Below are 25,890 nucleotides of genomic sequence, written 5' to 3'. Positions count from 1 at the left end.
GTGCCCGAACCGCTCCGAAGCACCGAACCAAGCCGCCGGGCGCGGCTCTCTCCCCGTCAATTGAGGCAGTTAAGTGACGGGCTCGGCGCTCGTGCGCGATTGCGTGCCTTCTTAACGTGGCCGACGGAAAGATCAATGCCGACAAGCGCCTTTGGCCCCATCCGGACGGGCGCTCAGTGAAATCCCTGTGATAGGATTCAGGCCCACCGGCCCTCGAATCAACGTGTCCGAATGTTCATGTTCCAGCGCCCGTGCGAGGGCTCCGGTGTCCGCCTTTGCCGTCTCGCCTTGATCCTTCCGATCCTGGTCCTCGCCGCGTGGCGATCGGTCGGCGGCACCCAGGCTGAGGAGGTGCATGCGATCGCCATGCACGGCAAGCCGGCGCTGTCCGCCGACTTCACCCACATGCCCTATGCCAATCCCGATGCTCCCAAGGGCGGCCGCCTGACCTGGGGCATCCTGGGCACGTTCGACAGTCTCAATCCATTCATCGTGAAGGGATTGGCCGTGCAGCCGATTCGCGCTTACGTGGTCGAGAGCCTCCTGGCGCGCGGCCAGGACGAGCCGTTCACGCTCTACGGCCTGCTCGCCAAGACCGTCGAGACCGACGATTCGCGCAGCTATGTCGCGTTCCGCATCGATCCCCGCGCCCGCTTCTCCGACGGCAAGCCTGTTACCGCCGAGGACGTGCTGTTCTCCTGGCAGCTGCTGCGCGACCACGGCCGCCCCAATCTCCGGCAATATTACGCCAAGGTCGCCAAGGCCGAAGCGCCCGATCCGCTTACCGTCCGCTTCGACCTCACCGGGGCCAATGACCGCGAGCTGCCGCTCATCCTCGGCCTGATGCCGATCCTGCCGAAGCACGCGATCGACGTCGCGACCTTCGAGGAGACGACGCTGTCAGGCCCGATCGCCTCCGGCCCATATCGCGTCACGGCGGTGAAGCCCGGCGCCAGCGTGACCTTGACGCGCAATCCCGATTATTGGGGCCGCGACTTGCCCGTCAATCGCGGGCTGTTCAATTTCGACGAGATCCGGCTCGATTATTATCGCGAGGCCAATGGCCAGTTCGAAGCCTTCAAGCGCGGCCTCTATGATTTCCGCGTCGAGAACGAACCGCTGCGCTGGCACGACGGCTATGATTTTCCCGCCGCCAAAACCGGCGAGGTGATCCGCGACACCTTCAAGCCCGGCACGCCGCAGCCTTCCGAATTCCTGGTGTTCAACACCAGGCGTGCCGTCTTCGCCGACATCCGCGTGCGCCAGGCCCTCACGCTGCTGTTCGATTTCGAGCTGATCAACCGCAACTATTTCTTCTCGCTCTATTCGCGCGTCGCCGGCTATTTCGCAGGCTCCGAGCTGTCGGCCTATGCGCGGCCTGCGGATGCGCGCGAGCGCGAACTGCTGAAGCCTTTCGCCGCCCAGATCCCCGAAGACATCATGGATGGCAGCTACCGCCTGCCCGTCACCGACGGCTCGGGACGCGACCGGACGACGCTGCGTGCGGCCCTCAAGCTGCTGTCGGAGGCCGGCTACGATCTCGACGGCACCGTGCTGCGCAACGTCAAGACCAGGGCGCCCTTCACCTTCGAGATGCTGGTGACGACCCGCGACCAGGAGCGCATCGCGCTCGCCTTCCAGCGCGACCTCAAGCGCGCCGGCATCGAGGTGAGCGTCCGCGCGGTCGATCCGGTGCAGTTCGACCAGCGCCGGCTCGCTTACGAGTTCGACATGATCCAGAACCGCTGGGACCAGTCGCTCTCCCCCGGCAACGAGCAGTATTTCTATTGGGGCGGCGCCGCCGCCGATAATCCGGGCACCCGCAACTACATGGGCGCAAGGGATCCCGCCGTCGATGCCATGATCAAGGCCCTGCTGGAGGCCCGTGATCATACGGATTTCGTCGACGCAGTGCGGGCGCTCGACCGCGCCTTGATCGCAGGCTTCTACACAATCCCCCTGTTTAACGTATCCGAGCAATGGATCGCGCGCTGGAATCGGATAGAACGGCCACAGGCCACCGCGCTCTCGGGCTATCTGCCGGAGACGTGGTGGGCGAAGGGTGAGCCTCAAGCCAATCCAGCGAAGTGACGCCGTGAATCAGCCAGCCGTATCGCCGACGCTCGACACGCTGTTCCAGCGGACGCTGATGCGGCAACCGCACGCGCCGGCTCTGCTCGACCCGCTCAACAAATCCCGTATCACCGGCCACCAGCCGCGGCGGCTGACCTACGCCGAAGCCGATACCGCCATCGAGGCGCTGTCGGCGCATTTTGTCGAATCGGGCCTGCCCGCCAATTCCGTGATCGCGATCCAGTTGCCCGCAACGGTCGAATTCGTGCTGACGGTGCTGGCTGCCCATCGCGCCGGCCTCGTGGTGGCGGTGCTGCCGCTGCTGTGGCGGCAGGCGGAACTGGCAGCCGCGCTCAACCGCACGGCGGCGCGCGCCATCGTCACCATGAGCAAGGTCGACGGCGTCAGCTACGCAGATCTTGCGATGCACGCCGCCGCCGAGGCCTTCTCGATCCGCCACGTGTTCGGCTTCGGGACTGACCTGCCCGAAGGCATGGCTCCGCTCGACGAGGTGCTGGCGCGCCCGCCCGGCACGACGCGCGCAGTCATCCAGGATGGCCGCAAGGCGGCGATGATTTCCTTCGACGTCACGGCCGAGGGCTTCCGCCCGGTACCGCGGCCGCATTTCAGCCTGATCGCGGGCGGACTTGCGATGTCGCTGGAGGCCGATATCCAGCAGGGCGCGACCGTGATGTCGGCGTTCACGCCGATGTCGTTCGCCGGCCTCGCCTCCTCGCTCGCGGTGTGGCTGCTCTGCGGCGGCACGCTGGCGCTGCATCATCCGTTCGACAGCGAGGTGCTGGAGCAGCAGATCAACGAACACGCATGCGACGTGCTGATTGCGCCGGCCCAGCTCGCTTTGCGGCTCGGCGATTCCGGCCTGGCGGCGCGGATGCCGACCTTGCGCAATGTCATTGGGCTGTGGCGAGCGCCGGAGCAGGTGGCGGCGAGCGAAGCCTGGATCGCCCCGCACGCGCCGCTCACCGATGTCTATCTGTTCGGCGAGGCCGGCCTGTTCGGCGCCCGGCGCGGCGAGGACGGCGTGCCCGTCGCGGTGATGCCGGGCCCGCATGGCGCCCCCCGCGAGCAGTCCGGCTCCTCGATCGCGGGCGAGATCCTGCTGACGGCGAAGGGCACGCTCGGCCTGCGCGGCCCGATGGTGCCGATCGCTGCCTATGCGCCGCCGCAACCGGTCGGCGAGACGCTGACGGCGCAGCCGCCGCGCGACTATGTCGACACCGGCTATGCCGCCCGGGTCGATCGCGTCAGCGGTGCGATCAACATCACCGCGCCGCCATCGGGCATCATGGCCGTCGGCGGCTATCGCTTCCTCTCCAACGACCTGCAGGAATGGGCACGCCGGCTCGGCCAGGGCGCGCTGCTGACGGCCCTGCCCGACCGGCTCTCGGGCCATCGGCTGGCGGGCCGGGCCCAGGACAATGCCCGCGCCCGCGAGGCGCTCAACGAGCTTGGCCTTAACCCTCTGATGGTTGAGGCTTTTCGCGACCGCTCGGGGCCGATCTAGCCGCAGTTTCGCGTGATCCATTGACGCCGCATTAAGGCGCCCGGACTAGATTGCGCGACATCGATTGCGTGATCAGAGTTTCCTGATGTCCCAGGCGGGCCCGATCCTGTTTGTGTCCAACGCCGAGCGCCCCGCCTTTATTGCAGCGCTGGACGAGGCGCGTCTGTTTCCGGTGGTCGACAGCGATTGGGCGAGCGCCGCACGCGCCGTCGAAGAGGTGCAACCGGCCGCCGTCCTCGCCGCAATGTCCGGTGGGCACGAGCCGCATGTCGCCTTGCTTGCGAAGAAGATCGCCGATCAGCCGCTGTACCTGCCGCTGGTCGCGCTGGATCCGCAAGTGTCGCTGCCCCACAACGCACTGCCCTTCGCCACCCGCAGCAACGCCGCCGAACGCCTGATCGCACGCTTGCGCGCCGCGATCCGTGTCCGCACCCTGCATGCCACCGTGCTGCGCCGGCTGCCAGAGGTGAAGATCGCGCTGCCGGAGACCGATCCGGTGCGCGATGCCATCGTGCTCCTGATCGGCCGCGGAGCGGCCTATCCTGCGCTGTCAGTCACGCTCGGCGAGCGCACCGGCGTGGTCGGTGCGCTCTCGATCGAAGCCGCCGCAAAGCATCTCAACACCCGCGACATCGACGGCGTCGTGCTGTCCGACGGTTTCACCCCGCGCGTCACCGACGCCTTCCTCACGGTGCTCGCGGAGGATACGCGCTTCCGCAACCTGCCCGTGGTCGTCACCGCGCACCAACTGACCCAGAGCTACGACCTGCCCAATCTCGAGCTGATCGCGGGCGAGCCCGCGAGGGTTGCCGCCAACGCGCTGCCGCTGATCCGCCAGCGCGCGATGGAGGCGCAATTGAGCCGCACGCTGCGCTCGATCGACGCCGGCGGCTGGCTCGATCCGCGCAGCGGCCTGCTCACGCTCGAAGCCTTTGCCCGCGATTTCGCCAAGGCGGTCGACGAGACGCTTGGCCGCGGCGGCGGCCTGTCGGTCGCGCGCTTCGCCTTCGATCCTGGCAATCCCCGAGCGCAGCTCGATGCCGCGCGTATTTTAAGCCGTCTGATGCGGCAGATGGATTTCGGCGTGGCGCAGAAGGACGGTTCGGTCATCGTGGTGTTCGCCGAGACCGATTTCCGCACGGCGCACATGATCGCCCGCCGCCTGTCGGCGGTGATGAAGCACACCTCCAATGGCAAGCACGAGATGCGCAGCGATCCCGTGGTATCAGTGGATTCGCTGTCGCCGTCGGATACGGCGAGGTCGCTGTTGGCGAGGTTGTCAGCGGACGCGTCACGAGCGGCGTCGTAAAGTCTCTGATAGGGTGGGCAAAGGCGCCCTTGCGCCCTGCCCACGATCTCTCTCGATCGCAGCAGATGCGTGGGCACGCTTCGCTTTGCCCACCCTACGGCATCTCGCCCCGCTCCCTACGCCGCCTTCTTCTTCTGAGCGAGCTGCGCCAGTTGCCGCATGATCTCCGTGGTGCCGGCAAGGCGCTCTTCCGGTGTCTCCCAATCTTGCAGGAACACCACCTTCATGTCGGGGCGCACCTTGGCGGCCTGGCCGTAGCTCTTGATGAACGACACCAGGCGATCGGGATAGGCGAAGGAATTGTCGCGGAAGGTGATGACGGCGCCCTTCGGGCCGGCATCGATCTTCTCGACATTGGCCTGACGGCAGAACGCCTTGATCGCGGCGACCTTGAACAGGTATCGCACCTCGTCGGGCAGCACGCCGAAGCGGTCGCGCATTTCCGCGCCAAAGTTCTCGATCTCCTCTTCGCTGTCGAGATCGGCGAGGCGCCGGTAGAGCGAGAGCCGCACCGAGAGATCGCCGACATAGTCCTCCGGAATCAGCACGGGCATGCCGATGGTGATGGTCGGCGACCATCGGTCGGCGGCAGGCTCGGACACGCCGGCCTTGAGGTTGACGATCGCCTCCTCCAGCATCGACTGGTAGAGCTCGAAGCCGACCTCCTTGATGTGGCCGGATTGCTCCTCGCCGAGCAGATTGCCGGCACCTCTGATATCGAGGTCGTGCGAGGCGAGCTGGAAGCCGGCGCCGAGCGTCTCCAGCGATTGCAGCACGGTGAGGCGGCGCTCGGCCTGCGCCGTGATCTTCTGCTGCGAAGGCAGCGTGAACAGCGCATAGGCCCGCAGCTTGGACCGCCCGACGCGGCCGCGGAGCTGATAGAGCTGGGCAAGGCCGAACATGTCGGCGCGGTGCACGATCAGCGTGTTGGCGTTGGGAATGTCGAGACCGGATTCCACGATCGTGGTCGACAGCAGGATATCGAACTTGCCGTCGTAGAACGCGGTCATGATGTCCTCGATCACGGCGGGCGGCATCTGGCCGTGCGCGACCGCGACCTTCATCTCAGGCACGTTCTTGTCGAGGAAGTCCTTTACCTCGGCGAGGTCGTCGATGCGCGGCACGACGTAGAACGCCTGGCCGCCGCGATAACGCTCGCGCAGCAGCGCCTCGCGGATCATCAGCGGATCGTGCGGAGCGACGAAGGTGCGCACTGCAAGGCGATCGACCGGGGGCGAGGCAATGATCGAGAGCTCGCGGACACCGGTCAAAGCAAGTTGGAGCGTGCGCGGGATCGGGGTTGCCGACAGCGTCAGCACATGCACCTCGGAACGCAGCGCTTTCAGCCGCTCCTTGTGGGTGACGCCGAAATGCTGCTCCTCGTCGACGATGACGAGGCCGAGGTCGCGAAACTTGATCGCCTTGCCGAGCAGCGCATGCGTGCCGACGACGATATCGACGGAGCCGTCGGCGATGCCCTTCTTGACCTGGTTCAGCTCCTTGGTCGCGATCAGGCGTGAGGCCTGCGCCACGTTGACCGGAAAGCCCTTGAAGCGCTCGGTGAAGGTCTTGGCGTGCTGGCGCGCCAAGAGCGTGGTCGGCACCACCACCGCCACCTGCTTGCCTTCGAGCGCGACGGCAAAGGCGGCGCGGAGCGCAACCTCGGTCTTGCCGAAGCCGACGTCGCCGCAGACCAGGCGGTCCATGGGGCGGCCGAGCTCGAGATCCTTCAGCGTGGCTTCGATGGCGCCGAGCTGGTCCTCGGTCTCGTCATAGGGGAAGCGCGCGCAGAACTCGTCATAGAGGCCCTGCTGCACCGGCAGCTTGGGCGCCTCGTGCAGATGGCGCGCGGCGGCGATCTTGATCAGTTCGCCCGCGATCTCGCGGATGCGGTTCTTGAGCTTTGCCTTGCGCGTCTGCCAGCCGCTGCCGCCGAGGCGATCCAGCTCCACCGTGGTCTGGTCAGAGCCGTAGCGCGACAGTAGCTCGATGTTCTCGACGGGGAGGAACAGCTTGGTCTCGGCGGCATAGTGCAGCTCGAGACAGTCATGCGGCGCGCCGGCGACGTCGAGAGTCTGCAGGCCGATGAAGCGGCCGATACCGTGATCGACGTGAACGACGATGTCGCCCGCGGTGAGGCTCGTCACCTCCGAGATGAAATTGTCGAGCTTGCGGCTCGCCTTGCGCGGCCGCACCAGGCGGTCGCCCAGGATGTCCTGCTCGCTGATGATAGCGATCTCGTCGGTCTCGAAACCGCTCTCCAGGCCCAGCACGGCGAGCATGGTCTCGTTGCGCGGGGTTGCCTGCACCGTGCGCCAGGAATTGACGCTGGTGGTGTGCGCCAGCTTGTGGTCGCGCAGCATCGAAGTCATGCGGTCGCGCGAGCCTTCGCTCCAGAGCGCAATCACGACCTTCTTGCGGCTCGCCTGCAGCGCCATGACGTGGCTGACGACGGATTCGAACACGTTGACCTTGGAGTCGTTACGTTCAGGCGCAAAATCGCGGCCCTTGCGCGCGCCGGCGTCGACGACGCTGGTGCCGTCTGCCGGCACCGAGAATGCCGTCAGCCGCACCAGCGGGATGTCGCGTTCGCGCTTGCCCCACTCGTCCTCGGTCAGATAGAGCCGGTCAGGCGGCAGCGGCTTGTAGATGGCGCCGCCGCCGGGATGCTCCATCGCATCGCGCCTGGCCTCGTAATAGTCCTGAATCTGCTTGAAGCGCTCGCGGACCGCGTCCTCGGCCTGCGGCTCGATCGCCACAGTGGCCCCTTGCAGATAATCGAACAGCGTGTCCATCCGGTCCTGGAACAGCGGCAGCCAGTGCTCCATGCCGGGGTGGCGGCGGCCTTCGCTGACGGCCTCGTACAGCGCGTCGTCGCGCTCGGGCGCGCCGAACTCGGCGACATAGCCCATGCGGAAGCGGCGGATGGTGTCGGTGACGAGCTGGAATTCGGAGACCGGCACGAGGTCGAGCGAGCGCATGTCGAGCAGCGTGCGCTGCGTCTCGGCGTCGAAGGAGCGGATCGATTCCAGGCTGTCGCCGAAGAAGTCGAAGCGAACGGGCTGCTCGAGGCCGGCCGGAAACAGATCGAGGATGCCGCCGCGCACGGCGTATTCGCCGGGCTCGCGGACGGTTGACGAACGGTTGTAGCCGTTGTGTTCGAGCCAGACGATGATGGTGTCCATCGGCACCACGTTGCCCGGCGCGACCGACAGCGCTTGCGCCGCGACCAGCTCGCGCGCGGGCACGCGCTGCACCACCGCGTTGACCGTGGTCAGGACGATCAGCGGCTTGTCGCTGCCGGTGAGCGCGGCGAGCCGCGCCAGTGTGGTCAGGCGCTGCGCCAGAATGCCGCCATGCGGCGAGACGCGGTCATAGGGCTGGCAGTCCCAGGCTGGAAACGTCAGCACCGGCAAATCGGGCGCGAAGAATTGCAGCGCGCGTTCGAGCTGCTGCATGCGCCCGCCGTCGCGGCAGATCACCGCGAGGCTGACGGCGGGCTTCTTCGGCCGCGCCGCGATGGCGCGCGCCAAATCCGAGACGACGAGGCCTTCCGCTCCTTCCGCGACATTGGCAAGAGTCAAGGCACGGCCGGGCGCGAGCTGCTCGGCCGGCGACTTCATACCCTGCTTCATAGATCGCCGTCCGTAATCGGAAACGCCTTGATGCGGGCGAACAGCGCGCCGGTGACAGCTTCTGGCAGCAGCTTGTCACCGGTGATGGCGGCATAGAGATCGGGATCGTTGACCTCGAGCAGACGCTCCAGCTCCGTCAGCTCAGCCTCAGACAAATTGCCGATCTCGGCATCCGCGAAGCGGCCGAGGATCAGGTCCATCTCGCGCGTGCCGCGGTGCCAGCAGCGGAACAGAAGCCGCTTGCGGCGATCGTCCAGCCCGTTGCTCGATCGTGTCGTTCCCGTCATGTCTCAAATCCAGTCAAACGCCGAAAGCCCGGACGTGCCGGGCGGGGCTGATATAGCCATTGGAACCGGCTGTGTCAGCCCTCGATTTGGCATGGCCGCACCCGCTGGAGGCGCAAAGAAAAAAGCCGTGGATGCCGGGCATAAAGCCGGGCATCACGGGCCGAAACGATCCTAGATTCGCCCTCATGCGCCCCAGCCTGCTCAATCCGCTGTTTGCTCCCGTGACCAGCCTGCCCGGCGTCGGTCCGAAGCAGGACAAGCTGCTGCAATATCTGCTCAGCCGCAGCGAGACCCCGCGGCTGGTCGACCTGCTGCTGCACCTGCCGAGCCAGGTCATCGACCGCCGGGCCCGGCCGAAAATCCGTGACGCCGTCCAGGGAACCATGGTGACGCTGGAGGTCACCGTCGACCGCCACCGCCCGCCTCCGCCGCGCAATGCACGCGCGCCGTATCTGGTCTATGCCAGCGACGACACCGGCGACGTCGTGCTGACCTTCTTCCGCGCCAAGCCCGGCTATGTCGAAAAGCTGCTGCCAATCGGAGAGAAGCGCTACGTCTCCGGCACGCTGCAGATGTATGACGGCATCCCGCAGATCGTCCATCCGGACCGCGTCCTCGACGAGGAGGCGATCTCGAAACTCACGGGCATCGATCCCGTCTATCCACTCACCACGGGCCTTGCGCTCGGCTCGCTCCGCCGCGCGATCGCGCAGGCGCTTCAGAAGCTGCCGGCCCTCCCCGAATGGATCAGCCCGGAGGTGCTGCGCCGTTGCAATTTCCCGCCTGTGACCGAAGCGCTCCATCGCGTGCACCAGCCGGTCGAGCTCACGGACATCCTGCCCGACCAGCGCTACTGGTCCCGCCTCGCCTTCGACGAGTTGCTCGCCGGCCAGCTCGCGCTCGCTTTGGTCCGCGCCCAATTGCGACGCCCCGCCGGCGTGCGCAATGCCGGTGACGGCCATCTCCGCAACAGGATCATCGACGCCCTGCCCTACGCGCTCACGCCTTCGCAGCGCAACGCTGCGGCGGCCATCGCCGAGGACCTGAAGCAGCCGGTGCGCATGTTGCGTCTGCTGCAGGGCGACGTCGGCTCCGGCAAGACCGTGGTGGCATTGCTTGCGGCCGCCGCCGTTGCCGAAGTCGGCAAGCAGGCCGCGCTGATGGCCCCGACCGAGATCCTGGCGCGCCAACACATCAAGACCATCGCGCCGCTGGCTGAGCGCGCCGGCGTGCGCGTTGCGATCCTCACCGGCCGCGAGAAAGGCAAGGAGCGGCGCGAGATTGTCGCGCAGCTCGAAGCCGGCGAGATCGACCTGCTCGTCGGCACCCACGCGCTGATCCAGGACGACGTGATCTTCCATGACCTCGCCCTCGCGATCGTCGACGAGCAGCACCGGTTCGGCGTCCGCGAGCGGTTGGCACTGACCTCAAAGGGCGAAGCCGTCGACGTCCTCGTGCTGAGCGCCACGCCGATCCCGCGCACGCTCGTGCTGACCTATTTCGGCGACATGGACATTTCCGAGCTGCGCGAAAAGCCCGCCGGCCGCCAGCCGATCGACACCCGCGCGGTGGCCATGAGCCGGATCAGCGAGGTCATGGACGGCGTCGGCCGCGCGCTCGACGCAGGCAAGCTGGTGTACTGGATCTGCCCGCTGGTCGAGGAATCCGAAGCCGAAGGCACCGAGCATCTGACCAATGCGACCAAGCGTTTCGAGAGCCTGCAGAAGCGCTTTGGCGATCGCGCTGGCCTCGTGCATGGACAGATGAAGGGCACGGAAAAGGACCGTGTGATGGGCCAGTTCGCGGCTCACGAGATCGGCCTTCTGGTGGCGACCACCGTCGTCGAGGTCGGCGTCGACGTGCCGGCGGCAACGATCATGGTGATCGAGAATGCCGAGCGCTTTGGCCTTGCCCAATTGCACCAGCTGCGCGGCCGCATCGGGCGTGGCTCGGAAGCCTCGACCTGCATCCTGCTCTACAGCGAGCCGCTCGGCGAGATGTCGAAGGCACGACTGAAGGTGATCCGCGAGACCACCGATGGATTTCGCATCGCGGAGGAGGATCTGAGGCTGCGCGGCGAAGGCGACGTTCTCGGCGTGCGCCAAAGCGGCCTGCCCGGCTACCGCATCGCGCGTTCCGAGGTCCATGGCCAGCTCATTACGCAAGCCAGGGACGAGGCGCTGCGTATCATGAAGGAGGATCCGAAGCTGAGGGGCGAGCGCGGCGAAGCGCTGCGCTGCCTGCTGTATCTCTACGAACGGGACGAGGCGATCCCGCTGATCGGGGCGGGCTAACCCGCCGCCCTTCGGCGTCCGACTTCATATGCCGCCACATGCGCCCGTGCCAAATCCAACAGCGGCGTATCGATGCCAAGCGCGCGGGCGCGATTGGCCATGTCCCCGAGAATATGCTCCGCTTCGGTGATCGAGCCGCGCTCGATGTCGCGCAGCATCGAGGCCTTGAGTGGCGAATCCAGCGTGGTGAACAGTTTTCGGTCGAACTCGATGAACGGCTCGCGCGGCGCGAAACCTGACGCCGTTGCGACTGCGCAGCATTCCGCGAACAGACGGAAGATCGATTGCTCGCCGTTCGGCACGGCCAGGATGTCGCCGATGCTCGCGCGCATCAGGCAGGTGATGCCGGCCAGCGTCGAGAGCTGAACGAACTTTTCCCACATGTCCTGCATGATCGCCTCGCTGGCGCGCACGTCGATCCCGGGGACGTTGAGCAGCGCCTCCAGCGCGAGCACGCGCTCGCTTGAGCCGCCTCCGATCTCGCCAAAGACGATGGTCTGATTGGCCATGAACTGAACCACGCGGCCATCTGCGTCGAGCCCGGCACTGACGTTCGCCAATCCGCCGAGGATTCGCGCGGCGCCGAACTTCGCGGTCAGCGCGTCGATATGTTTCAACCCGTTGAGGATCGGCAGCACCATGCTGTCGGGGCCGACGGCGGGCGCGAACTGGTTCATCGCCTCGTCGAGCGAGTAGGCCTTCACGCCGACGAGCACGACGTCATAGGGCTGCTTCAGATCGTTGGCCTCGACGATTGTCGGCTGCACGGCAAAGTCGCCATGCGGGCTGACGATCCGCAGTCCGTCACGGCGCAATTGCTCGGCCCGCTTTCCGCGCACCAGGAAGGTCACGTCGCCGCCTGCCCGCGCCACGCAGGCGCCGTAATATCCTCCCAGCGCGCCCGCGCCGATCACCAAAACGCGCATTCGAACTCCTGCGTCATGTTCCCAGACAGGTCCGTCAACATTCAACACTCTAAAATCAGGCTTTCTGCGCAGCCCCCGCGGCGAACGCCTTCAGCAGCGACGCATCGACCGCCTCGCCCTTGGCGTCGGCGGCCAGATGCTCGAACCATTTGGCAAAGCCTTCGTAGACCTGGCTCGCTGGATGATCGGGTCCGAGAAAGCCGGATATCTCCCGCATCTCCGCCACCCAGCGATAGGCCTTCGGGATCATGTCGGGCAGCGCGACCTCGAGCCGCGCCAGGATCGCGGGCTGGCTGAGCGCGAGCTCGTCGCGGAGTGCATCCGCGGCCCCGGCTTGGGTCGCGGCCACGACCATGGCCGAGCCGATGCCGGCGAGACCCTTGACGATGCCGGCATAGGACATTTTTAGCGCGGAGGCGGCACCGACCGGACCTTCGACGATGCGGATGTCGAGCCCGAGCTGCTTCAGCACCGCAACCTCCCTGGCGTGCTCGCCGGCCATGTAGAAGGCCGGACTCTTGCCGCCCGGCTGCGGCGGGAAGCCGATGATGCCACCGTCGACGAAGGGCGCCTGCGCCGATCCGATGATCTCAGCGATGCGCTTCACCGTGTCGACATTGACGGCATTGCAGTCGACCACAACAGGTTTCTTGCCACGCTTCACGATCAAGGCGGCCAGCCGCTCGGCCAGCGCCACCGCCTCGCCCGGCGGCACGATCGACAGGATGATGTCGGCGTCCGCGATCGCATCGTTCTCGACGCCGACCATGCCGGCGTCGGCCGCCCGTTTCAACGTCGCCTCGCTGCGGCCCGTCAAGGATGTCAGCACGCGCGCGCCGTTTTCGCTCAGCCGGCGCGCGACTGCGCTGCCCATGGCGCCGGGGGCGAGGATCGCAATGGTTTGAGACATCGGGCACTCCAGTTCGAATTCCGCGCTTTGTGCTCGCTTCGACCGGAACAATAGCAGAGGACGCGAAGGCATGGATGACGCGCGGCCAGCCGTTGCGGAATGGCCCTACTCCGCCTTCGCAGGCTCGGGCTGCAGCGCCGAGGCGTTGGCAATGCGCGCGGCATTGGCCATGCCTGCCAGCGCAGCGGCCTTCTTCGGGTCAGGTGCCGAGCCGGGCTGCACCACGCCGGCCGACATGATCAGCGTCGCGGCATCCTCGGCGGTCAGCTCGACCTCGATGATCTTGCTCCTGGGCACGTAGAAGAAGAAGCCGGTGGTCGGGTTCGGCGAGCACGGCAGAAACACCGAGACATGTTCCTCCTGCCCCGGCAGGCTGCGCGAGATTTCTTCGTTCGGCGATTGGGAGATCAATACGATCGACCACATGCCGGGCGATGGAAACTCGACCAGGCCCACTTTCCGGAAACTCGAGCCCTTGCCCGAGAACAGCGTCTCGAACACCTGCTTCAGACCGCGATAGATCGCCCGCACCGCCGGGATCCGGCCGAGAAAGGTCTCGCCGACGTCGACCAGCGTCCGGCCGATCAGGTTCGCCGCGAGGAAGCCGACCAAGGTCAGCGTGAAGAATGCGACAATCAGTCCCCATCCGGGAACGCCGTAAGGAAGATAGGTCTCGGGCCGATAGGCCAGCGGCACGAACGGCCGCACCACCCCATCGACCCAGGTGACGAACCACCACACCAGGTACAGCGTGATCGCGATCGGTCCGGTGACGATCAAACCCGTCAGAAAATAGTTGCGAAAACGGCCCATCAGGCCGGTATGCGGTTCCGGGGCGGGATCAAGAGGCGCAGGCGCGTCGTCGCGGGCGGTCATTCGGGTTCCAGGTCGGTCGATTCCAGCAAGCTAGGGACTTCTAGCAGGTTTTGGAAGAGCGCGGCCCGGTCCCTTCTGCCTATTCCACGGTCACCGACTTGGCGAGGTTGCGCGGCTGGTCGACGTCGGTGCCCATCACCACGGCGGTATGGTAGGCGAGCAGCTGCACGGGGACGGCGTAGACCATCGGCGTGAAGGCGGCGGCCATGTCGGGCATGACGATCGTGACGAGCGAATCCACGGTCGCCTCCGCCGCGCCCCTGGCATCGGTCATCAGGATGATGTTGCCGCCGCGGGCGGCGACCTCCTGCATGTTCGAGACGGTCTTCTCGAACACGCGGTCGTGCGGCGCGATCACGACGACAGGCATGGTCTCGTCGATCAACGCGATCGGACCGTGCTTGAGCTCGCCGGCGGCATAGCCCTCGGCATGGATGTAGGAGATTTCCTTGAGCTTCAGCGCGCCTTCGAGCGCCAGCGGGAAGCTGGTGCCGCGGCCGAGATAGAGCACGTCGCGGGATTTCGCGATCCTGTGCGCGAGCTTCTCGATCTGGGGCTCGATGGTGAGCGCGTCCGACATCAGGCGCGGAATCTCGACGAGGCCGTGGACGAGCTTGGTCTCGTCGTCGGCGGACAATACGCCTCTGGCCTTGCCGGCCGCGATCGCCAGATTTGCCAGCACCATGAGCTGGCAGGTGAAGGCCTTGGTCGAGGCGACACCGATTTCGGGGCCGGCCAGCGTCTGCAGCACGGTTTCACTCTCGCGCGCGATCGTCGAGGTCGGCACGTTGACGACGGCGATCGTGTGCGCGCCCTCGGCCTTGGCGTAGCGCAGTGCGGCCAGCGTGTCGGCGGTCTCGCCGGATTGCGAAATGAAGATCGCAAGATCGCCCTCGCGCAGCGGCGCTTCGCGATAGCGGAATTCGGAGGCGACATCGACCTCGACCGGCAGGCGCGCAAAGCGCTCGAACCAGTATTTTGCGACAATGCCGGCATAGCTCGCGGTGCCGCAGGCCGTGATGTTGATGCGCTGGATGTTCTTGAAGTCGAACGGCAGCTTGACCGGTAGCGAAACCCGCTCGGTCGCCATGTCGACATAGCGCGCCAGCGTGTGGCCGACCACTTCCGGCTGCTCGTGGATCTCCTTCGCCATGAAATGACGGTAATTGGCCTTGTCGACCAGCGAGGTCGAGGCGGCATGCTTGATCTTGTCGCGCTCGACGGTCTGACCGTCCTTGTCGAAGATATCAGCGCTCTTGTGGGTCAGCACGACCCAGTCGCCATCTTCCAGATAGCTGATCGTGTCGGTGAACGGCCCGAGCGCGATCGCGTCCGAGCCGAGATACATCTCGCCATCGCCGTAGCCGATCGCCAGCGGCGGGCCGTTGCGGGCGCCGATCATGAGGTCGTCGTCGCCGGCGAAGATGAAGCCAAGCGCGAAGGCGCCGCGCAAGCGCGCCAGCGCCAGCTTCACCGCCTCCACCGGCTTGTTGCCGCGCGTCAGGAGATCGTCGACGAGGTGCAGCACGATCTCGGTATCGGTCTCGGTGTGGAACACCGTGCCCTTCTGCTCGAGCTCCTCGCGCAGCTCGCGGAAGTTCTCGATGATGCCGTTGTGGACGACGGCAAGGCGTTCGGTTGCATGCGGATGGGCGTTGTTGACGGTCGGCCTGCCGTGGGTGGCCCAGCGGGTGTGGCCGATGCCGGTGGTGCCCTTCAGCGGCTCGGCTTCCAGCCGCTTCTCCAGGTTCTTGAGCTTGCCCTCGGCGCGGCGGCGCGCCAGATGCTTGCCCTCGAGCGTGGCGACGCCCGCAGAGTCATAGCCGCGATATTCCAGACGTTTGAGCGAATCCACCAATTGCTCTGCAACCGGCTCGCGCCCGAGAATGCCGACAATCCCGCACATGCGGATCACTATCCCCCAAATCGTCGAAAAATCGCCTAAACGACGCGTTCGGTTTTTAGCGAAGTTCCGAAGGAACCAGATACTCAATAATTATAACGGATTGCGACAAAGTCCGATGATTGCAATCCGCCGGCCTGCGTCGATGTGGCCGGCCTTTAACCGCGCGCCTTAACTCATTGTCAACACTTTTGGCCAACGATTCGCGGTCAGGAGGTTCATGGCCTATGAAAGCTACGTCCGACCGAAAAGGTCTGTCGTCGATGTCGGTGCGCGCGAGCGAAACCTCGGGCACGCATCTTGCGCATTGGCCGCCACCCCAACGCGGCAAGGAAAGCAAGCCCGTCTTCATCAAGCATCCGCAAGGCGAGCCGGTGAAGCGCGCCAAGCCGCGCGGCTGGCGCCTGACCCGCGCCATCTTCTCGGAATTCGCCGACGACGAATAGCGGCGCGCCTCACCATCCCATCAGCGCTGCCCACAAGAGGAAAATGAGAGCCCAGAACGCCAGTCGATTCCGGTGACGAATGTGTCGATCAGAAAGCTGATCAGATCACGGACGAAGCGACCGGACACGGCTGCCAGCGCTCCCCTCTCCGGCTACTTCTCAGTTTTCTTCCCGCCCGTCTTCATCTCGCGATAGCGCGCCGCGCCGCCTTCCCTGATGGTCTGCTGGTTGCGTTCCAGCGCCATCGCATCGTCGGGCACATCCTTCGTGATCACCGAGCCTGAGCCGATATAGGCACCGTTGCCGATCTTCACCGGCGCGACCAGCGAGGAGTTGGTGCCGACAAACGCGCCCTGCCCGATCACCGTCTTGTGCTTCTTGAAGCCATCGTAGTTGCAGGTGATGGTGCCGGCGCCGATGTTGGAATTGGCACCGACGGTGGCATCGCCAATGTAGGAGAGATGATTGACCTTGACGCCGGCCTCCAGCGTCGCGGCCTTGGTCTCGACGAAATTGCCGATCCGCGCGCCGTCGCCGAGCGAGGTGCCCGGACGCAGCCGCGCATAGGGGCCGATCGACACGTTCTTGCCGAGCGTGGTCTGCACGATATGCGAGAAGGAGTGGATCACGGTGCCGTCGGCGATCGACACGCCGGGTCCGATCACCACGAAGGGCTCGATGGTGACATCCTTGCCGAACACGGTGTCGGCGGCGAGATAGACGGTCTCGGGCGCGATCAGCGTGACGCCGGCCTCCATCGCAGCCTTGCGCAGCCGCGCCTGCATCACGCTTTCCGCTTCTGCGAGCTGGGCCTTGGTATTGATGCCGCGCACTTCGTCCTCGCTGGTCTCGATCACCACCTGCTCCCATCCCTGTTCGCGAACGATGCCGACGGCGTCCGTCAGATAATACTCACCCTTGGAATTGGCGTTGCCGATCCGGTCCAGGATCGCGAGCGCGCGCTGCCCGTCGATCGCCATCACGCCGGCATTGCACAGATTGATCTTGCGCTCGTCCGCGCTGGCGTCGGCATGCTCGCGGATCGCGACCAGGCGATCGCCCTCGACGATGAAGCGGCCGTAGCCGGTGGGATCGGCCGCGCGAAAACCGAGCGCGGCGACCGCCGCGCCGCTGGCGAGCGGCGCACGCAGCCGTGCAAAGGTCTCGGCCGAGATCAACGGCGTATCGCCGAAGGCAATCAGGACATCATCCACGCCCCGCGCGATCGCCTCGCGCGCCGCCAGCACCGCATGCGCGGTGCCGAGGCGCTCGCTCTGCACGAAGATGAGCGCATCGGGGCGGATGCGTTTCGCCTCGTCCGCGACGACCTGGTGATCAGGACCGATCACGACCGCGAGCGCGGTGCCGGTTCCCTGCGGTGCGGCCCCGAGCACATGGGCCAGCAACGTCTGGGACGCCACGGGATGCAGCACTTTCGGCAGGCTCGATCGCATGCGCGTACCCTCGCCGGCGGCGAGAACGATCGTGAGGCTTGAGCGGGCGGTCATTGCAATCCTGTCAAATGCGGCCGAATCGATCGTCACCCCGCGGGGGCGATGATCGGGTATCGCCTGGACTTGTGGCCTTGCTACCCCCGCAAACGCCCGGAATTCAAGTGCGCGTGGGTTTTCCTGTTAATGTTCCTCGATTGATTCGGGGACGCCAGACAGGGCTGGGCACTCAACGTTCATGGCAAAGGATTCCGACCCACTGGCGGATGCCTTCGGCGACAAGGAGACCGGCGGGCTTTTCTCCGGGCTTTTGGCCGAGGAAAGCGCGTTCGATCGCCGCATGCTGTGGCGGCTGGGCTCATGGGGCGCGGCCGCCGTCGGCGCCGTCGTGGTCGCCGTGATGGCCAATCAGGCCCAGCTCGGCTGGCGGCGCGACCAGGTCGCCTCCGCCGATCTCGCCCGCCAATCCGAACGGCTCCAGGCACTGACCAGGGAGAGCCAGCTCGAAGCCCGCCGCCTCACCTCGGCGATCGAGACACTGAACACCGATCGCGACCGGCTCTATGCGCGCGTCACCGTGCTCGAGCAAGGGCTTGATTCCGTCACCGGCGCCATCGCCAAGCAGAACGCGACATCGGCGCCGGCCTCGAAGCCGCAGGATCCACCCGTCGCCGCCACGCAGCCTTCGGCGCCAGCGCCGGACGTCGCACCGGTTGCCTCGACCGCAGCCTCGCTCGTCGACAGGCCGCGCACGGGCGCCGGCAAGGAGCCCAAGGAGACTTCCCGGGAGACTTCGAAGGAAAGCTCGAAGGACAATGCGAAGGAGGCTGCGAAGGATCAGTCCGGCCCGCCGCCGCAGACTGCGTCCGCAGCCTCGCTCGTTCCGCAGTCCGTGACGGCGTCGGCGCTGCCACCCGTTCCGCTGGTGCCCTCGAAGTCGATCATGGCGCCGCCCGATCCCGCTGCGACGAAATTGAGTCAGCCGGAGCCGACCGACAAAGCCACCGAGAAAAAGCCCGAGCCGGCGCCCGCTCCTGTCGAGGTCGCCGCCGCGCCGGTCAAGCCGGCGGACGCTACTGACGCCGAGACGCCCGCCATTTCCGTTCAGCAGACGCGCTTTGCCATCGACCTCGGCGGCGCCAATTCGATCGACGGCCTGCGCGCGCTCTGGCGCGGCCTGACCAAATCCAATCCGGAGATCGCCGCGCTGCGGCCGATCATCATGATCAAGGAGGGCAACACCGGCCTCGGCATGCAGCTCCGCCTCGGTGCGGGCCCCCTCGTCAACGCGGCCGCGGCCGCCAAACTCTGTGCGGGCCTTGCCGAGAACGAGCGCCATTGTGAGACGACGGTGTTCGACGGCCAGCGCCTGTCGATGCGCGGCGGCTCGGACAAGGGATCGGAGAAGAGTTCCGAGAAGAATCAGGACGCCGTGCCCCAGGCGGAGACCGCGCCGACAGCGCCGGCCGCTGCCAAGCCCGAGAAGCACCGCCGCGGCTATTCCTCCAAGCGCTCGTCGAAGCGGGAGGAACCTGCGCCCGCCCCTGCGCCACAGCCGGTTGCTCAGGCCAAGCCTGAGACGGCGTCGGCGAGCTCGACGATCTCGTCGTTCTTCAGACGGTAGGACCGTCAGGGCTTCCAGTGGAATCGCCGGTGCGGCTCATGTGAGGCTGCGCGGCTCAAAAAGCTGCTGCCAAATGGCCGATCTTGACGGCAGCGCAGATGATCATGCCCCAAAGCGCAAAATTGATTTGCAACGCATCCGCCATTGCCAACCTCGCTCGCATCCTCGTCGCCGCGCTCTTGAACGGCGTGATCTGCTCTTGATCGAATCAGCAATCACGCCTGCGCTTCGGACCAACATTAGGCGACACCGGAACTCGCGCAAATCCGTATGGCTACGGTTGTGCAGCATTTGGATTGCGACAAAAGAGTGCAGCCGCCCGGGTCATGCCGTGCGGTGTAAAAATGCCCTGCCCCTGTTGCTCCCTTCCGCCATCCCGACCATATTGCCCGCATGACAAAAAAGCCGTTCCGTCTCACGCCCTATCAGGTGCAGTTTCTCATCGTCGTCGGTTTCGTCACCGTCGGCTGGGCGCTCTATGTGCGCTATCTTGCGATCGAGTTCTCGCAGGTTGCGCTGGCCTGCGATGCCGGCTTGCAGACCATGATCTGCAAGGCGCGCTCGGTGTCGACGTCGCTGTTCAAGAATTCGGTGTTCGGCATCGTCGCGCTCGTGATCGCGACGCTGAACCTGATGCGGCCCTCGATCGTGCTGCTGACGCTCGGCGTGGTCGCGGCGGGCCTTGGCATCGTGCTCTACAACATCGTGCTGGCGGGCCTTGCGATCGGCCTGCTCATCCTTGGCTTTGCTCGGCCCGCGCCCGCCACAGCGTGAGCGCGAACAACAGATAGATCGCGCAGGTCCACATCGCCTGCCAATTGTCGCGGCCTTCGTTGAGAAACACGTAGGCCGCCGACAGCGCCAGCAGCCCCGCGAACACTGCCTCCGCGATCGGTCGCACGCCGATCTGCGGCCGGTTCAGCATCAGCAGGGCGAACGGCACCACGGCCATCGTCAGCGCGGCATAGGGGAAATCGCGATAGCGCGGATCGAACACGAAGCCGAGCGCGGTCTCGGCCGCGATCACTGCCGTGACCGCCAGGGTCAAGCCAAGCACGGCGGACAGCTTCGACCATTTCCGGCCCTCGCGCGGACCGAGCAGGTCGAGAAAGCTCGGCAGGTTGCGGCCGATGACGAGCGCCTGCGCGCAAAAGATCGGCGAGAGGATGCCGGCCAGCAGCAGCGCGCCCCATTGCAGCCAGCCGCCCCAGCCGTAGCTCTCGTAATACATCTTGTCGGCGGCGATCCCGAGCAGGATGCCCGCCGATGTCGCGGAGATGCCGACGGCGAGCCAGGCCGAGAAACGCGGCGTCCAGGGCCGGCGGCGCAGCGTGATGAGGGCAACCGCGAACACCAGCACGCTGAGGCCCATGCCTGATCCCATGTACCATTTCCAGTATGGGAAATTGCTGATCGGTTCACCCGGCGGATATTTCAGCTGGCGCCGCACGGAATCGAGCAGGCCCCAATAGCCCCCGACGGTGCCCTCGAGCCGCCGCTTCCACGGCTGGTCGTAGGCTTCGATCAGGTTGACGCGAAACTTCTGCGCCTTCGCGAGGGCGAGGATCTCCGAGACGACGCGCGCCTGGTTGGTGCGCGACGGCAGCGCGCCCTCGCGCATGCGGCCCTCGCTCGGCCAGCCGGTTTCGCCGATCAGGATCTCCTTGTCAGGGAACGCCACCGCCATCCGCTCGCGGATCGCCTCGACATGGGACGAGGCGAATTTCGCCTTCACCGGGATGTCCTCCCAGTAAGGCAAAATGTGAATGGTGACGAAGTCGACGGCGTCATAGACCTCGCGGTTTTTCAGCCAGTACTCCCAAACGTCGGCGTAGGTCACGGGCACGGTGACCTGCGCCTTCACCGAGCGGATGATCGCGATGAGGTCCTGCGTCGTCATCTCGCCGCGCAGCAACACCTCGTTGCCGACGACGAGCGCGGAGACGGTGTCGGGAAACTCCTTGGTGAGGCGGACCGCGGTCGCCACTTGCGCAAAGTTCTTGGCGCGGTTGCTGCCGAGCCAGATACCCTGGATCACCTTCAGCCCGCCGACCTTGGTCGCGACCGCCGGCACCTGGTCGAGTCCGTTTTCAATGGAGTAGGTGCGGACGCAGTCGGTGATCCCCTTGAGCTGGCGCAGATCCTGCTCGATCTGGTCGGCCTCGATCTGGGTCCATGCGTTGAGCGGCGTCTGCTCGCCGCGGAACGGCGCGTAGGAGACGCATTGGACCTTGTCATTGGGGTCGATGGGGGCGCGCGCCAGCGTGATCGGCGTGGCAAGCCACCACCACACGGCAGCAATCGCACCCAGGGAGACGAGCAGGAGCGCCAGTGGCGTACGAAGTGAAATCGGTTCCGTCCTCCGCGAAGGGTCCGTCGATTACCTGCTCACACGCCGTCTGCCAAGGGGGGATGCAGGGCGCGCGGCGCCCTCTCCCTAAGGAATCGGGCTGCGGCCGTTCGACCATCCCATAGGATCGTGACTTTGCTGGACAAAAATCCAAATACAGGTCATGGGATTCCCCAGGGCTTTTCCGCCGCATTGGAGACCCATTTGGACGCCATCACCGACGCGTCCGCGAGGTCCCTTTACGCGGGCGGTCATTGAGGCATTGGGGAATTCATGCGGCGACGGGTGTTCGAGTTACGAAATGTGGTCCTGCGGCAGTTCGCCGCCTCGTTGGCCGTCTCCTCCCTTGTCCTCCTGGCCAGCCTCGGTGGCGCCTCCGCCCAGAGCGGCACGCCCGCCGCTGACCAGGGCAAGGCCGCCGCCCAGCCCGCCGATGCCGCCAAGGACGCCACCGCCCAGAACCAACGCCGCACCGACGAGTTCGCCGAGGCCGCCCAGGCCATCAACGGTCCCGCCGGCAATCCCGAATGCGTCTGGCTCGGCCGCCGCGTGGTGCGGCTGATGTGGCGGGATGACCTCGATACCGCGTTCCGCCATCTCGACCTCTATGACCGCTTCGGCTGCCCCGGTGGCCACATCCAGGCTGCGTTCCGCTGCCTGACGCGGTTCGGTGCCCAGATCGACCCCAAGGTCGCCGAGACCCTCGATAGCCGTGTGCACGCCTGTTGGATCAATCCGGCTTCGCAGCCGCAGCAGGCGGCCGCCGCAGCGTCACAGCCGGTGGCGCCGGCCGCTGGCAATGCGCAAGCGCCCCAACCGGCCGCGAGCCCGGCGCCTGCCGCAAGCCCGGCGCCCGCACCCCAGAAATAACGGCGGGTCGTTTCACCTGCCGTTCAGGAACGATCGGCGATATCTGCTGTTGGCACTGCCGCGCGTCGAAAAAGGCCATGCCCTCAGAAGGACATGAGGCCATGACAGTTGTGAAACCGCGCGGCAGAGGTATGCTCCATTTGCCGCGGACTTGGTCGGATCTCGGGGTCGGATCCGCTTCCCTGCCCCCTCAGCCCCTTTTGGTTTAGCCGCGATGCGCGTTGTCGCCGCCGTTCTGTTGCTCGTGTCGGTGCTCCATGCCGGCATCTGGGGAGCCTTGCGCGACAAGGAGCCCGCACCTGATTTCAAAGGTCTGTTGCCCAGCGTCTCCTATGCGCCGTTCGAAGGCTCGGCCCATCCTGACATCGACAACATCCCGACCATCGAGAAAATCCGCTCCGACCTGAAGACGCTGTCGACGATGACGCGCGCGATCCGCCTCTATTCGTCGACGGGCGGCGTGGAACTGGTGCCGCCGATCGCCGCCGAGTTCGGCCTCAAGGTCACGGTCGGCGCCTGGATCGACAAGGACCCTGACCGCAACGAGCGCGAGATCAAGGCCGCGATCGAACTCGCCCGCAAGAACAGCAACGTCAACGGCGTCGTCGTCGGCAACGAGGTGATCTACCGCGGCGAACAGAAGGTCGAAGACCTCATCGAGATGATCAAGAAGGTGAAGAGCGCGGTGCGCGTGCCCGTCACCACCGGCGAGATCTGGAACATCTGGCGCGACAATCCCGACCTCGGCTCCAACGTCGATTTCATCGCGGCCCACGTCCTGCCCTATTGGGAGAATTTCCGCTCCGACCAGGCCGTCGATCAGGCCGTCGACCGCTACAATTTGTTGCGCAATCAGTTCCCCGGCAAGCGCATCGTGATCGCCGAATTCGGCTGGCCGAGTGCCGGCTATAATCTGCGCAACGCCGATCCCGGTCCGTTCCAGCAGGCGCTGACCTTGCGCAATTTCGTCAGCCGTGCCGAAGCCCTCGGCATGGAATACAACATCGTCGAGGCGATCGATCAGCCCTGGAAATATTTCGAGGGCGGTGTCGGTCCGTACTGGGGCATCCTCAACGCCAGCCGCGAGCCGAAATTCGCCTGGACCGGCCCGGTCGAAAACCCTGATTACTGGAAGCTGATGACGATCGCGCTCTTGGTCGGCATCCTCCTGTCGCTGCCGATCCTGCGGATCGAGCAGCCGACCGTCAGGCAGGCGTTCCTGCTGTCGGCCAGCGCCAACGGCGTCGGCGCCTGGGCCGCGACCGTGTTCGCGTTCTGGAACGGGCACTACTTCATCTTCGGCTCGGCCTTCGCGCTGACGCTCGGCATGATCCTGCTTGTGCCGTTGGTGCTGATCGCGATGGCCCGCATCGACGAGATCGCCGCCGTTGCCTTCGGCCGGCCGCCGCAGCGGCTGCTCTCCAAGGGCAAGCCGATCTCAGGCGTGCCCGAGAATTACTACCCCAAGGTTTCGATCCACATCCCGGCCTATTTCGAGCCGGTCGAGATGCTGAAGCAGACGCTCGATGCGCTGGCGCGGCTCGACTATCCCAATTACGAATGCGTCGTCATCATCAACAACACGCCGGATCCCGCGTTCTGGCAGCCGATCCAGGACCATTGCCGCGCGCTCGGTGAGCGCTTCAAGTTCATCAACGCCGAGAAGGTGCAGGGCTTCAAGGCCGGCGCGCTGCGCATCGCCATGGACCGCACCGCGGTCGATGCCGAGATCATCGGCATCCTCGATGCCGACTATGTCGTCGAGCCCGACTGGCTGAAGGACCTCGTGCCTGCTTTCGCCGACCCGCGCGTCGGCCTGGTGCAGGCGCCGCAGGAGCATCGCGACGGCGATCTGTCGATCATGCACTACATCATGAACGGCGAATATGCCGGCTTCTTCGACATCGGCATGGTCCAGCGCAACGAGCTCAACGCCGTCATCGTGCACGGCACGATGTGCCTGATCCGCCGCGCCGCGATGGACATGGCCGGCGGCTGGTCGTCCGACACGATCTGCGAGGACTCCGATCTCGGGCTTGCGATCCAGGAGCTCGGCTGGACCACCCATTACACCAATCACCGCTACGGCAAGGGGCTATTGCCCGACACCTACGAGGCCTTCAAGAAGCAGCGTCACCGCTGGGCCTATGGCGGCCTGCAGATCGTGAAGAAGCACTGGCGCCGCTTCCTGCCGGGCGCAAGCCGGCTGACGGCGGACCAGAAGCGCGAATACGGCCTCGGCTGGCTGAACTGGCTCGGTGCCGAAAGCCTCGGCGTTGTCGTGGCGCTGCTCAACCTCGTCTGGGTGCCGATCGTCGCCTTCGCCGACATCGCCATCCCCGACAAGATCCTGACGCTGCCGATCATCGGCGCCTTCATCGTCTCGCTGGCGCACTTCCTGTCGATGTACCGCGCGCGCGTCGCGATCAAACCCGGCCAGATGCTGGGCGCGATGATCGCGGCGATGAGCGTGCAATGGACGGTGTCGCGCGCGGTCGCGCAAGGCCTGATCACCGAGCACATCGCGTTCGCGCGCACCTCCAAGGGCGGCCTGTCCAGAATGTCGATCGAGTTCCAGGCGTTCTGGGAGGCCGTGATCGGCACCCTGCTCCTGGTCGGCGCCGGCGTGCTGATCGCCTCCAACAGTTTCAGGCAGATCACCGAGATCTACATCTTCGCCGGCGTGCTGGTGTTGCAGAGCCTGCCGTTCCTGGCTGCGGTCGCGATCGCCATCCTCGAGCTCAGCCGCATCAACTCGTTCCAGTTCTGGCGCGACAGCGCGATCCGCACCGCCGAGCTGATCGGCCTGCGCCCGGTGGCGCTGCCGACCCCCGCCGGCACCGCCCAGCCGGTGCCGAGCGAGGTGCGGCGGGAGGCGAACTGATCCCGACCGGCGCTGGGCCCGACCGCCCAGCGCCGCCGGATCAGCGTTTCCCCGGGGATCCGCCACTCTTCGGCGTGGATGAGCGGCCGTCAATCAGCTTTAAAGTGTCGGGCCAAGCGGCGGATACGACGGACGAATCCCCGCCATTGGCGCGATCTTCGGCAACCATGCGCGCTATTGACCTCGGCGCCCCATCCCCCTACACAGCCCGGGCCGAGAGCATGATCCGGAAACAGCCGGTTTTCCCCGCAGCGCAAGCCTGAAGCGCAGTGGCAAGACATGCTTCTCGAATGTCCGGACACGATGGCGATCTCTTCAAGCCATCAGCGGCCATGGGAGCGCGTAGCTCAGCCGGTAGAGCACGTGACTTTTAATCACGGGGTCCTGGGTTCGAGCCCCAGCGCGCTCACCAAAAAGATCAATAGGTTAGCATTTATTTTGGCCTACGCCACAAGCTTACGCACGGGCGCTCAGGACTTACTGCGCAATCGTCCGGGCATGGCGATGTGATACCGCGGAGTGCAGCT

The 25,890-nt window shown here is 65.8% G+C and carries 17 protein-coding genes and 1 tRNA gene; 10 read left to right on the top strand and 8 right to left on the bottom strand.

The genetic code is table 11. The features are described from left to right. Window positions 1-231 precede the first annotated feature (231 nt). From G8O24_RS23545 to G8O24_RS23535, 3 genes are all read left to right on the top strand, one after another. Complete coding sequence (locus tag G8O24_RS23545; RefSeq protein ID WP_188103481.1) at window positions 232-2,091, top strand: extracellular solute-binding protein; 1,860 nt, start codon at window positions 232-234, stop codon at window positions 2,089-2,091. 4 nt (window positions 2,092-2,095) lie between these two features. Beyond that, window positions 2,096-3,598 (top strand): AMP-binding protein, encoded by a 1,503-nt coding sequence (locus tag G8O24_RS23540; protein WP_188103480.1) that lies wholly within the window; start codon window positions 2,096-2,098, stop codon window positions 3,596-3,598. Between the two features lie 85 nt (window positions 3,599-3,683). Continuing rightward, on the top strand, window positions 3,684-4,907 hold the full coding sequence (locus G8O24_RS23535) for a GGDEF domain-containing protein (RefSeq protein WP_188103478.1): 1,224 nt from the start codon (window positions 3,684-3,686) through the stop codon (window positions 4,905-4,907). 116 nt (window positions 4,908-5,023) lie between these two features. Here the strand turns inward: G8O24_RS23535 and mfd are convergent, their stop codons facing one another. Further along, a complete protein-coding gene (gene mfd, locus G8O24_RS23530) occupies window positions 5,024-8,542 on the bottom strand; it encodes a transcription-repair coupling factor (protein WP_188103476.1) in 3,519 nt (1,172 codons plus the stop codon). Continuing rightward, complete coding sequence (locus tag G8O24_RS23525; protein ID WP_188103474.1) at window positions 8,539-8,829, bottom strand: FAD assembly factor SdhE; 291 nt, start codon at window positions 8,827-8,829, stop codon at window positions 8,539-8,541. The genes mfd and G8O24_RS23525 overlap by 4 nt, the downstream gene beginning before the upstream one ends. A 185-nt stretch (window positions 8,830-9,014) precedes the next feature. Between G8O24_RS23525 and recG the strand changes: the two genes are divergently transcribed. Continuing rightward, window positions 9,015-11,123 carry an ATP-dependent DNA helicase RecG gene (gene recG / locus G8O24_RS23520; protein WP_188103473.1) on the top strand — a complete coding sequence of 703 codons (2,109 nt, stop codon included), beginning with the start codon at window positions 9,015-9,017 and terminating at the stop codon, window positions 11,121-11,123. On the opposite strand, the gene panE is transcribed toward recG, so the two are convergent. From panE to glmS, 4 genes are all read right to left on the bottom strand, one after another. Continuing rightward, a complete protein-coding gene (gene panE, locus G8O24_RS23515) occupies window positions 11,120-12,049 on the bottom strand; it encodes a 2-dehydropantoate 2-reductase (RefSeq protein ID WP_188103471.1) in 930 nt (309 codons plus the stop codon). The genes recG and panE overlap by 4 nt on opposite strands. 55 nt (window positions 12,050-12,104) lie before the next feature. Beyond that, a complete protein-coding gene (locus tag G8O24_RS23510) occupies window positions 12,105-12,959 on the bottom strand; it encodes an NAD(P)-dependent oxidoreductase (RefSeq protein WP_188103469.1) in 855 nt (284 codons plus the stop codon). 105 nt (window positions 12,960-13,064) lie between these two features. Further along, entirely contained in the window at window positions 13,065-13,835 is a 771-nt protein-coding gene (locus tag G8O24_RS23505; RefSeq protein WP_188103467.1) for a DUF502 domain-containing protein, read from the bottom strand. Between the two features lie 79 nt (window positions 13,836-13,914). After that, window positions 13,915-15,741 (bottom strand): glutamine--fructose-6-phosphate transaminase (isomerizing), encoded by a 1,827-nt coding sequence (gene glmS / locus G8O24_RS23500; RefSeq protein ID WP_188103465.1) that lies wholly within the window; start codon window positions 15,739-15,741, stop codon window positions 13,915-13,917. Between the two features lie 224 nt (window positions 15,742-15,965). Here glmS and G8O24_RS23495 point away from each other — a divergent pair, with 224 nt between their 5' ends. Beyond that, a complete protein-coding gene (locus tag G8O24_RS23495; protein ID WP_188103463.1) occupies window positions 15,966-16,184 on the top strand; it encodes a hypothetical protein in 219 nt (72 codons plus the stop codon). A 152-nt stretch (window positions 16,185-16,336) separates the two neighbouring features. On the opposite strand, the gene glmU is transcribed toward G8O24_RS23495, so the two are convergent. Beyond that, entirely contained in the window at window positions 16,337-17,692 is a 1,356-nt protein-coding gene (glmU, locus tag G8O24_RS23490) for a bifunctional UDP-N-acetylglucosamine diphosphorylase/glucosamine-1-phosphate N-acetyltransferase GlmU (protein ID WP_188103461.1), read from the bottom strand. A gap of 181 nt (window positions 17,693-17,873) precedes the next feature. On the opposite strand from glmU, the gene G8O24_RS23485 reads away from it, so the two are divergent. Further along, on the top strand, window positions 17,874-19,259 hold the full coding sequence (locus G8O24_RS23485; RefSeq protein ID WP_188103459.1) for a hypothetical protein: 1,386 nt from the start codon (window positions 17,874-17,876) through the stop codon (window positions 19,257-19,259). A gap of 393 nt (window positions 19,260-19,652) precedes the next feature. Next, window positions 19,653-20,033: a hypothetical protein gene (locus G8O24_RS23480; protein ID WP_188103457.1), complete on the top strand. Its 381-nt coding sequence runs from the start codon at window positions 19,653-19,655 to the stop codon at window positions 20,031-20,033. Here G8O24_RS23480 and G8O24_RS23475 read toward each other — a convergent pair. After that, complete coding sequence (locus G8O24_RS23475; RefSeq protein WP_311972321.1) at window positions 19,993-21,552, bottom strand: glycoside hydrolase family 17 protein; 1,560 nt, start codon at window positions 21,550-21,552, stop codon at window positions 19,993-19,995. The genes G8O24_RS23480 and G8O24_RS23475 overlap by 41 nt on opposite strands. Window positions 21,553-21,882: 330 nt before the next feature. Between G8O24_RS23475 and G8O24_RS23470 the strand changes: the two genes are divergently transcribed. The 3 genes from G8O24_RS23470 (at window position 21,883) to G8O24_RS23460 (ending at window position 25,775) form a co-directional block, all read left to right on the top strand. Further along, window positions 21,883-22,479, top strand: coding sequence for a beta-1-3, beta-1-6-glucan biosynthesis protein (locus tag G8O24_RS23470; RefSeq protein ID WP_188103455.1), 597 nt, complete (start codon window positions 21,883-21,885; stop codon window positions 22,477-22,479). A 214-nt stretch (window positions 22,480-22,693) separates the two neighbouring features. Next, on the top strand, window positions 22,694-25,363 hold the full coding sequence (locus G8O24_RS23465; RefSeq protein ID WP_188103453.1) for a glycosyltransferase: 2,670 nt from the start codon (window positions 22,694-22,696) through the stop codon (window positions 25,361-25,363). Between the two features lie 336 nt (window positions 25,364-25,699). Continuing rightward, window positions 25,700-25,775, top strand: a tRNA-Lys gene (locus G8O24_RS23460). Window positions 25,776-25,890: the final 115 nt, after the last annotated feature.

It is taken from the genome of Bradyrhizobium campsiandrae, assembly GCF_014529705.1.
In the GTDB taxonomy this organism is placed as follows: domain Bacteria; phylum Pseudomonadota; class Alphaproteobacteria; order Rhizobiales; family Xanthobacteraceae; genus Bradyrhizobium; species Bradyrhizobium campsiandrae.
This window is presented reverse-complemented; position numbering and strand designations above follow the sequence as displayed.

Bases quoted from the DNA above. Each gene is read 5' to 3' on its own strand.
- G8O24_RS23545 (WP_188103481.1), top strand. From the start codon at position 232: ATGTTCATGTTCCAGCGCCCGTGCGAGGGCTCCGGTGTCCGCCTTTGC.
- G8O24_RS23535 (WP_188103478.1), top strand. From the start codon at position 3,684: ATGTCCCAGGCGGGCCCGATCCTGTTTGTGTCCAACGCCGAGCGCCCC.
- mfd (WP_188103476.1), bottom strand. From the start codon at position 8,542: ATGAAGCAGGGTATGAAGTCGCCGGCCGAGCAGCTCGCGCCCGGCCGT.
- G8O24_RS23525 (WP_188103474.1), bottom strand. From the start codon at position 8,829: ATGACGGGAACGACACGATCGAGCAACGGGCTGGACGATCGCCGCAAG.
- recG (WP_188103473.1), top strand. From the start codon at position 9,015: ATGCGCCCCAGCCTGCTCAATCCGCTGTTTGCTCCCGTGACCAGCCTG.
- panE (WP_188103471.1), bottom strand. From the start codon at position 12,049: ATGCGCGTTTTGGTGATCGGCGCGGGCGCGCTGGGAGGATATTACGGC.
- G8O24_RS23510 (WP_188103469.1), bottom strand. From the start codon at position 12,959: ATGTCTCAAACCATTGCGATCCTCGCCCCCGGCGCCATGGGCAGCGCA.
- G8O24_RS23505 (WP_188103467.1), bottom strand. From the start codon at position 13,835: ATGACCGCCCGCGACGACGCGCCTGCGCCTCTTGATCCCGCCCCGGAA.
- glmS (WP_188103465.1), bottom strand. From the start codon at position 15,741: ATGTGCGGGATTGTCGGCATTCTCGGGCGCGAGCCGGTTGCAGAGCAA.
- G8O24_RS23495 (WP_188103463.1), top strand. From the start codon at position 15,966: ATGAAAGCTACGTCCGACCGAAAAGGTCTGTCGTCGATGTCGGTGCGC.
- glmU (WP_188103461.1), bottom strand. From the start codon at position 17,692: ATGACCGCCCGCTCAAGCCTCACGATCGTTCTCGCCGCCGGCGAGGGT.
- G8O24_RS23485 (WP_188103459.1), top strand. From the start codon at position 17,874: ATGGCAAAGGATTCCGACCCACTGGCGGATGCCTTCGGCGACAAGGAG.
- G8O24_RS23480 (WP_188103457.1), top strand. From the start codon at position 19,653: ATGACAAAAAAGCCGTTCCGTCTCACGCCCTATCAGGTGCAGTTTCTC.
- G8O24_RS23470 (WP_188103455.1), top strand. From the start codon at position 21,883: ATGCGGCGACGGGTGTTCGAGTTACGAAATGTGGTCCTGCGGCAGTTC.
- G8O24_RS23465 (WP_188103453.1), top strand. From the start codon at position 22,694: ATGCGCGTTGTCGCCGCCGTTCTGTTGCTCGTGTCGGTGCTCCATGCC.